Consider the following 15271-nt stretch of genomic DNA (forward strand, 5'->3'; position numbering starts at 1 on the left):
AGCACGACTTCAGTGCGTTGAAGCGAGCGCGGATGTATGCAGGGTCAAACAGTTCGATTGATGAGGTGATTCGCAAGTATTGTGCTGGATAATGTCTCATTCTTTATTGGAATAGCTATACTTACTGCGCCCAAGATGAGGCCACCCGTGTCATTTTTGGCATCCCCAAGCAGGCCATCGCCCTTGGCGCTGTGCAGGATGTTTTGCCCATTGGGCGCAGAGGTGCCTTTTTGCAGGCACTGGTCAATCCCTGATTAGCGTGATAGATTCGGGTAAATCCGCAGCCGCCGATTCGGCTCTTCACCAAAGCTACAGGAGGTCAACTGGTAGTGCTCAATCAACTCGTGTTGCATTCGCCGAATGTTGGCCGATCGCGGGAGTAGCTCCACTGCTTGCCCCTTGGGAATAACAATTTCTTCCACAGCTAAGCGCGCCTCCTCAAGGGCTTCCAATTCGTCATCACTGCCCGTTGGACTAAAGAGGGAAAGATCTGCTGACTCGGCTGGACTGGGGTCTTCAATGCCAAGCAAATGCCGTAACCCCCGCACAATTTGCGCCATACTATTTGTCTTAATGGCATGGACGGGGAGATGGTGAATATGGGCAAGGTGCCGCAGCTTGCTTTCCCCCTTGAGATGGGAGCGGAGCGTCAAAATCACATCCGCTTGATCAATATCCTTAGTGACAATAATGGGTAGGTTGAGAGTGCGAATGGCTTGCTCTAAATGATGGCGGCTGACGGCATAGGGAAAGACGTGGAGGGGGAGTTCTTCGCCATTCGGCCCAACCGTGGGGGTATCCAATGTGGCTTCGAGCAGTTGGGCAAAGTTGGCTCGCAGAGGTTCTTTGTTGGCATCGACGACGGGTAGCATCTGGCCACTCTCACGCCAAGAGGGACGCTGAGGCACAGATTTGACCTCCGATCGCTGGGAAGGAGGCTCAGGACGACTAATCACCACTGAGCCATCGGCAGCAACACTGCGAATTTCAGGTGAGGGTTGGCGACCCCGCAGTAGGAGATCCACACTGGCGGCCACATCGAGATGCACAACCCAGCGATCGCGCTCCAGCATTTCCACGGCTATTTGAAAAGTGGGTGGAGCTTTGCGTTCAAGAACACTCTTTTGGGTGCCCCGCCGCCGCGCTTCTTCATCCCCAAGGGTGACCGATTGAATGCCCCCCACCAAATCCGAGAGGGTCGGGTTTTTCATCAGGTTCTCAATTTGGTTGCCGTGGGCAGTACCAATCAGTTGTACGCCTCGCTCCGCAATGGTGCGTGCTGCTAGTGCCTCTAGTTCGGTGCCAATCTCATCAATGACAATCACTTGGGGCATGTGGTTTTCCACCGCCTCAATCATCACCTGATGCTGAAGTTCCGGGCGAGCCACCTGCATTCGTCGTGCCTTGCCAATCGCTGGATGGGGAATATCACCGTCGCCCGCAATTTCATTAGAGGTGTCAATAATCACTACCCGTTTGTGCAACTCATCGGCCAAGACGCGGGCAATTTCCCGTAGTGCCGTTGTTTTACCAACACCGGGGCGACCTAAAAGCAAAATAGACTGGCCACTTTCCACCAAGTCGCGAATCATACCAATCGTGCCAAAGACGGCTCGCCCCACCCGGCAGGTCAAGCCAATAATCGTTCCTTGGCGATTGCGCAGGGCACTAATGCGGTGCAGCGTACGCTCAATGCCAGCGCGATTGTCACCACTAAACTCACCCACCCGATCCACGGCATATTGCAACATCTCACGGCTGACGGGCGTCTCGGCAAGGTATTGGGTGCTGTGGATAAACCGTGCTTCCGGCAATCGCCCCAAATCGAGAACGATTTCTAAGAGTTCTTCCCGCTGTGGATGATCGGTGAGGGACTGTCCAAGGGGCGGCGGTAGGATCGCCAATAATTGATCGAGATCGTCAGTGACTTGGCGTTGTCCAGCAGTCAATTCAACCATAGGGTACAGAGGGTGACGGGACAGATTTCAAAGGAGACACAAGGGTAGCTGCTTCAGCAACAGCCGCTGCAAGGACGGCAGGAACAGTTTGCCAGGGTTGGTCGGCGATCGCGTGGAAAGGGGCAAGGCGTTTGCGAGCATAACTACCATAGGCAACACCAGCAATTCCCTGTGGATCTAGCAATCCCATTGCCCTGAGTTTAGCAACCGTATGGCCATTTGTGCCGCCCGCCAACTGCACAAATCCGGGTAAATTTGCCCCTAAAATGGCTTGACCCAATTGAATGGTGGCTCGTGTTGCACCATCGCCAATATCGCCACTCATGGGACGACCATCCGCCTGCCAAATGAGGGCACACTGCAACGGTTGAATCTGCCCATTGATCCAGCGCAAATAGTCAATTACTCCCTCGCCTTGGGGACAACTGATGGCTAGCACCTGCAAATATCGAACCCAGGGGCGGACGCGCTGCCAAAGCTGGGTAAAGTCATTGTAGCGCTGGGGTTGGGTGTGGATTTCTAGGGCTTGAATGGTGCCTTGGGCAATGAGGGGAGTGATCTGCTCAAACACCGCTGGCTGCTCATAGGTGGAAATCAAACCCAAGGGGCACAGGGGTAAACAGCGGCCACAACCATAACAGCGATCGCGCACCACCCCCTGCACCTGTTCATCAAAGCGAATGGCGGCAGCAGGACAAATGCGTTCACAGGGGCGATCGCACCCTGGGGGACAGCGACTCGGATCAAACGTGGCCTTACGAAAATGCGGGTCAGCCCCATCATTAATACTCACCATCAGCAGGGGGCGAGTGGCCCCAAGGCTTGCCGCAACTGTCAAAGCGTGATTAGCCGCGTAAATCACGGCAGGGTCGGCGGCCACATCAATACAATCAGCCCCTGCCAGTGCATAGGCCAACGTCAAGTTATAAATTTGGGCAACATCTTGGAAACTGGCACCGTTAATGAGTTTGAACCAACGATGTGCCGCTAAAGCCGCTAGGGGGGCAGCAAAATTAACCATAAATATATTTTATGCGTTTTCAGGATTCAGCGTCGTCGTGACTCATCATCCGTTGTAGGGCTTGCAGGCCTTTTTTAATCTGGCGAGAAACTGTGACCGCACTTAGACCCAAGAGTTCAGCAGTTTCTTTTTGACTCAAATCGTGCAAAAAGACAAATTCCAGAATCTGACAGGTGCGGGCTTCTAGTTTTTGCAGACACTGCTGCAAACGAATGCGATCTTCTTGGGCGAGTTGAAAACTTTGGTACCGTTGATCGGGCACGATGTCACCGAGGGAAACGGCATCTTCCTCACCCTCAAAGGTGGGGGCATCTAGGCTGACCGGGGTGGTGTGGTAGTTGGCAAATTTTGCCGCTTGCCATTCTTCAAGGGGAACATCGAGCGCTTGGGCAATTTCGTTATCGGTGGGGGGGCGATGCAGTTGTTGGCGGAGTTCTTGAATCACCCGCTTTCCTTGGCTTTGGAGGGCTTGCCAACGGCGGGGGACGCGAATTTGTGGACTTTTGTCGCGCAAATAATGTTGAATTTCACCGCGAATGTAGGGAATGGCAAAGGAACTAAAGGCCACGCCCTTACTGGGATCAAAGCGTTCAATGGCGTGAATGAGGCCAAGGGTGCCCACTTGCATCAGGTCGTCAAAGCTTTCTTGGGTGCACTGTACCCAGCGATGGGCTTCCTTGCGTACCAGTCCCATGTTCAACTCGACAAGGCGATTCCGCAATTCGCGTGCAGGGTTGTCTTGGTATGCCTGCAACAGCGAGAGGGTGGAATGCTTGAGGTCAGTATTGGCTGTCGTGCTGAACATAGAACACACCGTACCTTAAATCCCCCACAGCTTCAAAATGAGCAGATCAATGAGCACATCCTACGGTCTTCTTGGGTTATTGAACAACAACTTAAATAGATACCTGAACTAGATATCAACTGCGACTATGAAATCGCCTATTCTTACGATTCCACATCTAGTATGGCAAGGCATCCGTAGTTTCCCTGTGATCTCGACCACAGGTTAGGTTAAATTTTGCTAAATGTTGTTCCTTAGGTTCGCAGACTACCGAGGGCGATCGCGCCCCACAATGCAGTTCCCAAGCCAATGCGATACCAGATAAAGACCCAAGTGGAATGGCGTTGCAGGAATCGCAGCAGCCAAGCGATCGCCAAATAGGAAAAAACCATGCTCGAGAGTGTGGCAATCACAAGAGGAATAAACAGCGTCCCCTCATCAAAAACATCTTTGGCTTGGACAAGGGTGGCGATCGTCAGTGTGGGAATGCCCAACAGAAAAGAAAAGCGCGCCGCTGTTTGCCGCTCCAGCCCTAAAAATAAAGCTGTCGTTAGCGTGGAGCCTGAACGCGAAGCCCCCGGCAGCAGGGCAATCATCTGGCCACAACCCACTAGAAAGCCATCTAAAATGCCAATGTCTTGATAGGTGCGTTTGCGGGAACCCCATTTTTCTGCGAATCCCAAAAGAATTGCCATGGCGATCGCCATCGTGGCAATGATCTGAGGCCGATCCAACTCAACTTTGGCCCATTTCAGAAGAAGTCCTGCCGCTAGTGCGGGAATCGTGCCCACCGTGATCCCAACCAACAGTTTCCATTCTTCCCGCTGCCAATCCCGCTGTTGCCATGCCTGCCAAGCCCCTTGGACAATTTGGCGAATATCCTGCCAGAAATAGCCAAAAACCGCGATCACGCTACCAAATTGCATCGCATCTAGGGCAGTTTTATGCCAGACACTTTTCCACCCCAAGAGGTCACTAAAGAGAATCAAGTGAGCGGTACTGCTAATGGGCAAGAACTCTGTAATACCTTGCACGAAGCCGAGGATGACTGCTTGCAGCCAGAGAATAATATCCACGTTTCTGTCTCACCTTTGCAACCCCACTATCTTGCCATGAGTCGGTGAACAGGCTATCCTCGCCAAGATGTTGTAATAGATTGTAGAAACAGTCTTCTTAAACGCAGCAGCACTGTTTTGCCAGTTAGGCGTGTATGTCGGGTAACTTAGAAGCCGTTGAGCGGGAAATTTTAGGGTTACAGGGGATGCTATTGGCCGCCTTGGCGGAAATGCGTCAGCTTTATGATGTTTATCTAGAAATGCTCGCCCCCATTGCCCGCCAGCAGTTGATCACCGTCAGTTATCAGGTGTGCACTCAAGTCTTTCCAGAGAAATTTTTGACCCTTGAAGACCCAGAGCGACAGGATCTTCAGCGTCAGATTGTTGAACTGGCGATCGCCTTGGAAACCACGATTTTAGGCCTACAGCCCCGTCGCCAAGAAGACTCAACTGCAAAGCAAGAGGCGACGAATGGGGAAGAAAACGCAACCAAGGAACAGGAACCCCCCTCCCTATCGGAGCAATTGAGCCAAGTTCTTTATCAAAGTTCGCTCAAGATGAACCATCTACTGCAACGGGCGGCTATCTTACCGCCTGCCCCAATCGCGGTCATTTTAGAGATTGCCAGTAAGGCGGAAAATCGTCCCCTTGGGCGGATTCCCCATTTGTTGACGATGATGCTAGATGAGCAGAAACTACAAGAGGAGGGCGAAGAGGAGCGAGACACCAGTGAGTCCCCAAGGGAATCTTCCAGTCATCACCCCATGGCAGCCATTTACCTGCAACTTGAGGAACTGGAGTTTCAGCATCCTCCCCTCGGCAATCAGCGCAGTCAAATTCGCCAACTGGAAGCACGTCTGGCCACCCTCCAGAAGCAACTGCATAAAAAACAGCGGCAATATCTGGTTCTCAAGGCCAGTCGGGCATGGTGGCAAACGTGGAAAGCCAATGAAGCCGCAGACGCGACCGCCAGTGTCCCCGAAGCAATGGATGGTGAGCAATAGGGAAGGAGGCCTGCTGTGTCCCTTGACTGGCCACGCCTACAACGCGCCCTTGCCATTGAAACGGAGCGGGGTTTTTGCAACCTTCAGGGCAATACCTATCGGTTTAATGAGTATTTACACGCAGCGTTAACGCAAGCCCCTCTGCAACAACTCCCCCTTCAGGTGCGCGATCGCTGGCAGGAAACGGCGGCAGCCTATGCCCACTACAACGATCTCTCCCCCAGCCAACGACAACACCTCGTGGTGAAAACGCGCCAACTGCTCCACGATGTCCACAAACAACTCACGAGTCCACCCCCGCGCCCCCGTCCCCTCGATCAAGCGCTCAAAACAGTGAATGGGATTGGTGAGCGCACTGCGGCGAAACTGGAAAAACTTGGGCTTTATACGGTTGCGGATCTCATTTACTACTTCCCCCGCGATCACATTGACTATGCCCGCCAAGTGCCGATTCGGCAACTCCAAGCTGGGGAGACCGTCACCCTTGTGGGTAAAGTCCGCCGTTGCAACTGTTTTACCAGTCCCCGCAATGCCAAGCTGACGATTTTAGAAATTGTTCTTCAAGATCGCACCGGGCAAATTCGCCTGAGTCGCTTCTATGCGGGTGCCCGCTATGCCCAACGGGGGTGGCAAGAGCAGCAAAAACGCCTCTATGCCCCACAGACCATCGTTGCTGCCTCTGGCCTCGTGAAACTGACGAAGTATGGCCTTACCCTTGAAGATCCGCAGTTGGAAGTGCTGGATCATGCTGGGGCAGAAATAGACTCCCTCACGATTGGCCGTATTGTGCCGGTCTATCCCTTAACGGAGGGAGTATCTCCCGATGTGATTCGCCGTGCGGTCGATCGCGTTCTGCCCTTGGTGCAGGGCTATCCTGATCCCCTACCGCAGGCGCTGCGCCAACGTCATCAACTCATGCCCTTAGACATGGCGCTGCGGCACATTCACTTTCCCGCGGATCAAAGGCGACTGAGTCTGGCACGGCGGCGGCTGATTTTTGATGAATTTTTCTACCTGCAACTGGGATTGCTCCAACGGCGGCGCCAGCAGCAACAGCAGGCCAGTGCCCCCCTCAACCCCCAAGGGGAACTGATTGAGCAGTTTTACCAGGGGCTGCCCTTTCAACTCACAGGGGCGCAGCAGCGGGTGGTGGCGGAAATTTTGGCGGATTTAGAGCGCCCGATTCCCATGAATCGCCTTGTCCAAGGGGATGTGGGATCCGGCAAAACCGTTGTCGCTGTGATTGCGCTATTGGCGGCTGTGCAGTCGGGTTACCAAGCAGCTCTGATGGCACCCACAGAGGTTCTGGCGGAGCAGCACTACCGCAAGCTCTTGGAATGGCTCACCCCTTTGCATGTGCCGGTGGAATTGCTCACAGGATCGATACGTACAGCCAAGCGCCGCCAGATTCTGGATCAATTGGCAACGGGGGAATTGCCGGTGCTGGTGGGCACCCATGCTCTGATCCAAGAGGGGGTGACGTTTCAGCGCCTCGGTCTCGTGGTGATTGATGAACAGCACCGCTTTGGGGTGGCACAACGGGCAAAGCTGCAAGCCAAGGGACTCCTGCCCCACGTGTTGACTATGACGGCGACACCGATTCCCCGCACGCTTGCCTTGACCCTCCATGGGGATTTGGATGTGAGTCAAATTGATGAATTGCCCCCCGGTCGGCAGCCGATTCAAACAACCGTCTTGGGACGGGGCGATCGCTCCTGCGCCTATGATTTAATCCGCCGTGAAGTGGCCCAAGGGCGGCAAGCGTATATTGTCCTGCCTTTGGTTGAGGAATCGGAAAAACTAGATCTGAAATCCGCCATTGCCGAGCACGAGCGATTACAAACGGAGATTTTTCCCAATTTTCGCGTCGGGCTGCTCCACGGTCGCATGGCATCGAGTGACAAGGATGCCACGATTCAAGCCTTTGCCAAGGGGGAATTGGATATTCTGGTGGCTACCACGGTGGTCGAGGTGGGGGTGGATGTCCCCAATGCCACGGTGATGCTCATTGAACATGCTGAACGCTTTGGCCTATCCCAACTCCATCAACTGCGGGGGCGGGTGGGGCGGGGTGCCCAACAGTCCTATTGTCTGCTGCTCAATAGTTCTCGCAATGATGCTGCCAAGCAACGGCTGAATGTGCTGGCGCAGTCTCAGGATGGCTTCTTTATTGCAGAGATGGATCTGCGGCTGCGCGGTCCGGGGGAGGTTTTGGGGACGCGGCAATCGGGATTACCGGACTTTGCCCTCGCTAGCCTTGTTGAGGATCAAGATTGCCTAGAGGCGGCGCGATCGGCGGCCAGTGAACTGATCGCCCAGGATCCTGAGTTACGGGGCTATCCTCTGCTGCAAGCAGTTCTCCAGCAACGGCGCGATCGCCTGCTTGAGGGCATGATGAACTAATACTCCCCCTTTGGGAGGGATATGTTAAATTTAGTTAAGAACCTGATAAAAAGCGCCGCCAATGAAAGTCTCTTGGAAAACAGTTCTCCTTTGGTCAATCCCCCTACTGCTCATGGGGGTTCTCCTCTGGCAGGGGGCGAGCAACTTTATGCTCAATCAAAGTCAGCCTCCTCTGAATACTGCCAGTACGCGCATGAGCTATGGGCGATTCCTCAACTATTTAGATGCGGGTCGCATTAGTAAAGTGGACATTTTCGATAATGGTCGCACCGCCATTGTGGATGTCTCTGATCCAGAACTGATTAACGGTCGCCCCCTGCGGGTACGGGTAGATATGCCGGGGACGGCTCCAGAAGTCATTAGTAAACTGCGGGAGCAGCACGTAGAAATTGATGTCCATCCCGCTCGCAATGATGGTGCCCTGTGGGGACTCTTGGGTAATTTACTCTTCCCCGTCTTGCTCTTGGGGGGACTCTTTTTCCTCTTCCGCCGCTCCAGCAACGTGCCCGGAGGACCAGGTCAGGCGATGAACTTCGGTAAGTCTCGCGCCCGCTTCCAAATGGAGGCCAAAACGGGTGTCATGTTTGACGATGTTGCTGGTGTCGATGAAGCCAAGGAAGAACTACAAGAGGTGGTCACCTTCCTGAAGAAGCCCGAGAAATTTACAGCGGTGGGTGCTCGCATTCCCAAAGGGGTTCTCCTAGTAGGTCCCCCCGGCACGGGGAAAACGATGCTCGCCAAGGCGATCGCGGGTGAGGCAGGGGTACCCTTCTTCTCCATCTCAGGTTCAGAATTTGTCGAGATGTTTGTTGGTGTTGGTGCCTCCCGCGTCCGGGACTTGTTCCGCAAGGCCAAGGAAAATGCTCCCTGTCTCATCTTTATTGATGAAATTGATGCTGTGGGTCGCCAACGCGGGGCTGGCATTGGCGGCGGTAACGATGAGCGGGAGCAAACCCTCAACCAACTGCTGACCGAAATGGATGGCTTTGAGGGGAATACCGGCATCATCGTGATTGCGGCAACCAACCGTCCGGATGTCTTGGATGCGGCTCTCCTGCGTCCGGGTCGCTTTGACCGACAGGTGGTGGTGGATGCGCCGGATATTAAGGGTCGCTTGGCGATTCTCAAGGTGCATGCCCGCAACAAGAAATTGGCGCCCGAAGTTTCCCTTGAGGCAATCGCTCGCCGTACCCCCGGCTTTACGGGTGCCGATTTGGCCAACCTCCTCAATGAAGCGGCGATTCTCACGGCCCGGCGGCGGAAACCCGCCATCACCATGCTGGAAATTGACGATGCCGTGGACCGGGTTGTTGCTGGTATGGAGGGCACACCGCTGATTGACGGCAAGAGCAAGCGCCTCATCGCCTACCACGAAGTGGGTCATGCCATTGTCGGTACCCTCTTGAAGGATCACGATCCTGTGCAAAAAGTGACATTAGTGCCTCGTGGTCAAGCCCGTGGCCTGACTTGGTTCATGCCTTCAGAGGATTCCGGATTGATCTCGCGATCGCAACTGATGGCGCGGATGGCTGGTGCCTTGGGCGGTCGGGCTGCTGAATACGTCGTCTTTGGCGATGCTGAAGTCACGACTGGTGCTGGCAATGACCTGCAGCAAGTGACAGCGATGGCACGGCAAATGGTGACCCGCTTTGGTATGTCAGATCTAGGACCTCTCTCCTTGGAAACCCAAAACGGTGAAGTGTTCTTGGGGCGGGACTTGGTGTCTCGAACAGAATACTCCGAAGAAATTGCGGCTCGCATTGATGCCCAAGTGCGGGAGTTGGTGCAGCACAGCTACGAACTGGCCATCAAGATTATCCGGGACAATCGCGTGGTCATTGACCGCCTCGTCGATCTCCTAGTAGAGAAAGAAACCATTGATGGTGAAGAGTTCCGGCAAATTGTTGCTGAATACACCGTTGTTCCCGATAAAGAGCGCTTTGTACCGCAGCTTTAGATAAGCTAAATTAGTAGATTCAATCGCCCTAACCCCTCTCCCAGTGCGGATGAGGGGGATTTTATTTTGACTGCTTTTCCTCTGTAAATTCTATGCTCAACTAAACCGACTTTCATGTCAGTTTCCTTGACACCATTTCCACCAGTAAATAGAATGATAATCGTTATTATTTTTAGGTACCCTATGTCCCAGCAATCCCGTAACCAGTTGTTAACCGTGCAAAGCAGCCTTGAAAGTATACCCACCTGCGTCTCGACCCAGGTGTCAGATGCTGAGATGGAGCAGGCGGTTCGCACACTCCTCATCGGGCTAGGGGAAAATCCTGATCGCGAAGGCCTGCGGGATACCCCCAAACGGGTTGTTCAAGCCTTGAAGTTTTTAACCAGTGGCTACCGCCAATCCTTGGATGAGTTGCTGAATGGTGCCGTTTTTTACGAAGACACCAATGAGATGGTCTTGGTGCGCGACATCGATCTCTTTAGTTGTTGTGAGCACCATATTCTGCCAATCATTGGGCGAGCCCATGTCGCCTACATTCCCAATGGCAGGGTCATTGGCCTGTCAAAAATTGCCCGCATTTGCGAGATGTATGCGCGGCAGCTACAGGTGCAGGAGCGCCTGACCCAACAAATTGCAAATGCTTTGCAAGGACTCCTGAAACCGCAAGGGGTGGCTGTGGTTGTTGAGGCCACCCATATGTGTATGGTGATGCGAGGCGTACAAAAACCGGGCTCTTGGACGGTCACCAGTTCAATGCAAGGGGTGTTTGCTGAAGATGCCCGCACCCGCCAAGAGTTCCTAGATCTGATCCGCCACCAACCCTCCTTCCGCTAGTCTGATTACCAGACGAGGGGGAGAGGACACCTTTCTCCCCCTTTTGTGGGAAAAACTGAATCCCTAGGCCAGCTCTTGCTACTTGCCTCAATTATTTTCAGAATTTCTGCCTTTGAGCAAATTCAGCCATTCCTCAACTTGAGCCGCTGCAATTTGCCGGCATCCCAAGCCAAAGGCAAGGGCGATCGCCACCGCAATAGAACCAAAGAGCAAGCCAAAGGCTAAATTGACAATGCTCGTTGCAATGCCCATCTGCTGCAGAGCCATTGCCCCCACAAACGTCATCGTTGCTAGCCGTGCCGCCTGAGCGAGAAAACGCCCTTGGGAGGTGCCAGAACTAGCAACAAGCCGAAATACTAAATTGGCAAAGTACAACCCTACCGCTAAGATCAGCGTTCCGACCAACACCCGACCAATCACCACTACTAGGGCAGTGACAAAAGCACTGAGAGCAGGAATATCCAGTACATCAACGGCAGCGATCGCTCCAAATAACAAAACGCCAACAAAGGCAACGATGCCCATCACTTCTGAGGGCTGTCGCCAGCGCTGCTCGGGTGCCTCCGCAGGCTGAGACTCCTGAGAATCCACCATCGGACGCTCTAGACCTAGCCAGACCAACACTTGATCAAAGCCGATGGTTTGCAGGAAATTGGTAACCGTCTCCGCCACAAAGCGGCCAATTACATAGGCCAGCAGCAGAATAATGGCTGCAGTAAAAATTTTCGGCAATGCCGTCAGCACTTGGTTTAGCATTGCCGTTGCCGGTTCCGTAATGGCCACGATTTGTAGCGCATCAAGGCTAGCGATCGCCGTCGGAATCAAGATTAAGACATAGACAATCGTACCGATGACCGTTGCTAGGGATTCCCCTAAACTGGTTTGCCCTAGACCGAGGCGCTGACCAATGCGCTGAATTCCCATGGCCGTCATTAAGTTAATGACTAAACTGCGGACAATGCGGGCAATAAACCAACCGACAACCGCGATAATCACCGCCTTAAAGACAAAAGGCAGTGCGCCTAGAATATCATTCAAGAGATTTTGTACAGGCTGCAATGAGCCTTGCAGATCAAGCACCCCCAAAATTAGGGGCAGGAAGAAAAGAAAAACAAACCAATAGAGGGTATTTCCCAACATCTCAGCCACAGACATGGTGGCCGGCCCCTCTGAGGAACCATTCCCCTCAGATTCGAGGGGGAGTTGACGATCCAAATTCAAAGAACGGGCAGACTGAGTGACCACCATTTTCGATATAGTTGCTACTACCCAAGCTACATCCGCCAGCAGGATCGCTGCCCCCAGCTTTGGCAGGAAACTAAAAACTTGATTGAGAAACGCATTGAGGGGCTGTGACACTGTCGTCAAGCGCAGGGCATCTAAAAAGGCCACCACCGCCAGCAAAAGAATGACCCAGAAAACTACTGCTGCCAGAATCGCAGTCACTGATATGCTTTGGAGCGACTCATTTCCACCAAAGAATTGGGTCAATCGTTCATCAACCCGCATTCGTTTCAAAACCGAGCGTGTTATCTTTGCCAGAATAGTGGCAACAATCCAGCCAATGAGCAGCAAAGCAACTGCAATAATGACTTGCGCTAAAAGGCTCCCCAAATTGTTGAGATCAAAAGCTGGATTCACTGAATTTTCACCGACAATTTGGGAAGTTTCTTCAGTATTAACTTGAGCCAACAAGCCTTCAATAGGGTTCTTAGATGAAAACCTTAAAATAGCTAGGTTAAATGTATCACGCATTACAACCGTCCTCAATTCAGACACACCCTTATCAATGCAAAATTCAGTCCTAGGATATCTAAAAAGTAGCGTGATGTCATTGAAAAACGTTTTTAGGTACTGAGATATTGAGATATGTTAAAAAATCCTAACTGTGGTCACTAGCAAGGAATCAGTTGGCTCGCTCTAAAACAAGCAGCTACAACTTGTTATCAAACACAAAAATCCCCCACCTAGAGGCAGGGGAGCTGACAAAATTTAACTTAACTTAAGTAGATCAACCGAACTTGGCTGCGGTTGAGGCAATCAGGAAGGCCGCATAGGTCAAGATGTAGCCAACGCTGAAGTGTGCCAGACCCACCAAGCGGGCTTGCACAATCGACAGCGCCACCGGCTTGTCTTTCCAACGCACCAAGTTGGCCAAGGGAGTGCGCTCATGCGCCCACACCAAGGTTTCAATCAGCTCTTGCCAGTAACCACGCCAGCTAATCAGGAACATGAAGCCTGTTGCCCACACAAGGTGACCAAACAGGAACATCCATGCCCACACCGACAGGTTATTGGTGCCGAAGGGGTTGTAGCCATTGATGAGCTGGGAGGAGTTCAACCAGAGGTAATCCCGCAGCCAACCCATGAGGTAGGTAGAGTTTTCGTTGAACTGAGCCACATTGCCTTCCCAGACACCAAGGTGTTTCCAGTGCCAGTAGAAGGTAACCCAGCCAATGGTGTTCAGCATCCAGAACATGGCCAGATAGAAGGCATCCCATGCAGAAATATCGCAGGTACCGCCACGGCCGGGGCCATCGCAGGGGAAGGCATAGCCGAAGTCTTTCTTATCTGGCATCAGTTTGGAGCCACGGGCATCCAACGCACCTTTGACCAAAATCAAGGTGGTGGTGTGCAGACCCAAGGCAATGGCGTGGTGCACCAAGAAGTCCCCAGGGCCAATCGTCAAGAACAGAGAGTTGGTGCCACTGTTGATGGCATCGAGCCAGCCGGGTAGCCAGACATTGCCGTAGTTCGGCCAAGCGGTGCTAGCAATGCTATCGGGGTTCGACAGCAGCGTATCAAAGCCATAGAGCAGTTTGCCATGGGCCGCTTGAATGAACTGAGCAAACACCGGCTCAATGAGGATTTGCTTTTCGGGGGTACCAAAGGCCACCACGACATCGTTGTGGACATAGAGACCCAAGGTGTGGAAGCCCAAGAAGAGGGACACCCAGCTTAGGTGGGAAATGATCGCCTCTTTGTGTTGTAGTACCCGATCCAACACATTGCCTTTGTTTTGGGCTGGATCATAGTCCCGCACCAAGAAGATAGCCCCATGGGCAAAGGCACCCACCATCAAGAAGCCAGCAATGTACTGGTGATGGGTATAGAGGGCAGCCATCGTGGTGTGGTCTTGGGCAATGAAGGCATAGGGTGGCAGCGAGTACATGTGCTGTGCCACCAAGGAGGTGATCACGCCCAAGCAGGCCAAGTGCCAACCTAACTGGAAGTGTAGCGAGTTGTTATAGGTTTCATAAATGCCTTGGTGAGGCATGTTGAAGGGACCTTCCACCTTCGTGCCAAAGAAGTCCTTGGCATCCATCATCTCTTTAATGCTGTGGCCAATCCCAAACTGGGTGCGGTACATGTGACCCGCCACAATAAAGAGCACCGCGATCGCAAGGTGGTGGTGCGCCATATCCGTGAGCCACAGGGACTCCGTTTGGGGATGGAAGCCACCCAAGAAGGTGAGAATTGCCGTTCCAGCACCCTGTGCCGTGCCAAAGATGTGGCTAGCCGTGTCAGGGTTTTGGGCATAGACACCCCAGTTGCCCGTAAAGAAGGGCGCCAAACCAGCGGGGTGGGGCATGGTGCTCAGGAAATTATCCCAGCCCACGTGCTGACCACGGGACTCCGGAATGGCCACGTGAATCAGGTGACCTGCCCAAGCCAAGGAGCTAACGCCAAACAGACCGGCCAAGTGGTGGTTCAACCGCGATTCGGCATTTTTGAACCAAGAGAGGCTAGGACGGAATTTGGGTTGTAGGTGCAGCCAGCCGGCAAAGAGAGCCAGCGAAGCCAGAATCAGCAGGAAGATGGCACCTTGGTAGAGGTCACCGTTGGTGCGCATACCGATGGTGTACCACCAGTGATAGACACCGGAGTAGGCAATGTCCACAGGGTTAGCAGCCCCCGCTTGGGTAAAGGCATCCACTGCGGCTTTGCCAAATTGAGGATCCCAGATCGCATGGGCGATGGGACGGGTGTTGACAGGGTCTTGAATCCATTGTTCAAAGTTCCCCTGCCACGCAACGTGGAATAGGCTACCAGACACCCACAGGAAGATGATGGCCAGATGCCCAAAGTGGGAGGCAAAAATCTTCTGGTAAAGATTTTCCTCGGTCATGCCATCGTGGCTTTCGAAGTCGTGAGCCATGGCGATGGCGTACCAAATCCGGCGTGTGGTCGGATCCTGTGCGAGGTCTTGGCTAAACTTCGGAAATTTAGTTGCCATAGTTGGTTATCTCCTCCT

At 53.2% G+C, this 15271-nt stretch carries 10 protein-coding genes; 4 read left to right on the forward strand and 6 right to left on the reverse strand.

Annotated features, from left to right (window positions below):
- Positions 1–254: 254 nt before the first annotated feature.
- The 4 genes from RHK62_RS01255 to RHK62_RS01270 all read right to left on the reverse strand — a co-directional run bounded on the left by RHK62_RS01255 (position 255) and on the right by RHK62_RS01270 (position 4839).
- Entirely contained in the window at positions 255–1958 is a 1704-nt protein-coding gene (locus RHK62_RS01255; protein WP_310453151.1) for a R3H domain-containing nucleic acid-binding protein, read from the reverse strand.
- Positions 1951–2979: a circadian clock protein LdpA gene (gene ldpA / locus RHK62_RS01260; RefSeq protein WP_310437909.1), complete on the reverse strand. Its 1029-nt coding sequence runs from the start codon at positions 2977–2979 to the stop codon at positions 1951–1953. The genes RHK62_RS01255 and ldpA overlap by 8 nt, the downstream gene beginning before the upstream one ends.
- Before the next feature lie 19 nt (positions 2980–2998).
- Positions 2999–3784, reverse strand: a complete 786-nt coding sequence (locus RHK62_RS01265; RefSeq protein WP_206200725.1) for an RNA polymerase sigma factor SigF — start codon at positions 3782–3784, stop codon at positions 2999–3001.
- 233 nt (positions 3785–4017) lie between these two features.
- Positions 4018–4839, reverse strand: coding sequence for an undecaprenyl-diphosphate phosphatase (locus RHK62_RS01270; RefSeq protein WP_206200726.1), 822 nt, complete (start codon positions 4837–4839; stop codon positions 4018–4020).
- A 134-nt stretch (positions 4840–4973) separates the two neighbouring features.
- On the opposite strand from RHK62_RS01270, the gene RHK62_RS01275 reads away from it, so the two are divergent.
- From RHK62_RS01275 to folE, 4 genes are all read left to right on the forward strand, one after another.
- A complete protein-coding gene (locus RHK62_RS01275; RefSeq protein WP_310437910.1) occupies positions 4974–5822 on the forward strand; it encodes a hypothetical protein in 849 nt (282 codons plus the stop codon).
- A gap of 15 nt (positions 5823–5837) precedes the next feature.
- Entirely contained in the window at positions 5838–8225 is a 2388-nt protein-coding gene (gene recG, locus RHK62_RS01280; protein ID WP_310453152.1) for an ATP-dependent DNA helicase RecG, read from the forward strand.
- Between the two features lie 61 nt (positions 8226–8286).
- Positions 8287–10182 carry an ATP-dependent zinc metalloprotease FtsH2 gene (gene ftsH2 / locus RHK62_RS01285; RefSeq protein ID WP_302677071.1) on the forward strand — a complete coding sequence of 632 codons (1896 nt, stop codon included), beginning with the start codon at positions 8287–8289 and terminating at the stop codon, positions 10180–10182.
- Between the two features lie 183 nt (positions 10183–10365).
- Entirely contained in the window at positions 10366–11016 is a 651-nt protein-coding gene (gene folE / locus RHK62_RS01290) for a GTP cyclohydrolase I FolE (protein ID WP_310437911.1), read from the forward strand.
- A gap of 87 nt (positions 11017–11103) precedes the next feature.
- On the opposite strand, the gene RHK62_RS01295 is transcribed toward folE, so the two are convergent.
- Both RHK62_RS01295 and psaB read right to left on the reverse strand, forming a co-directional pair.
- On the reverse strand, positions 11104–12771 hold the full coding sequence (locus tag RHK62_RS01295) for a mechanosensitive ion channel (protein ID WP_206200732.1): 1668 nt from the start codon (positions 12769–12771) through the stop codon (positions 11104–11106).
- Between the two features lie 256 nt (positions 12772–13027).
- Positions 13028–15253, reverse strand: coding sequence for a photosystem I core protein PsaB (gene psaB, locus RHK62_RS01300; RefSeq protein ID WP_206200733.1), 2226 nt, complete (start codon positions 15251–15253; stop codon positions 13028–13030).
- Positions 15254–15271 lie beyond the last annotated feature (18 nt).

It is taken from the genome of Thermosynechococcus sp. HY213 (genome assembly GCF_031460975.1).
In the GTDB taxonomy this organism is placed as follows: domain Bacteria; phylum Cyanobacteriota; class Cyanobacteriia; order Thermosynechococcales; family Thermosynechococcaceae; genus Thermosynechococcus.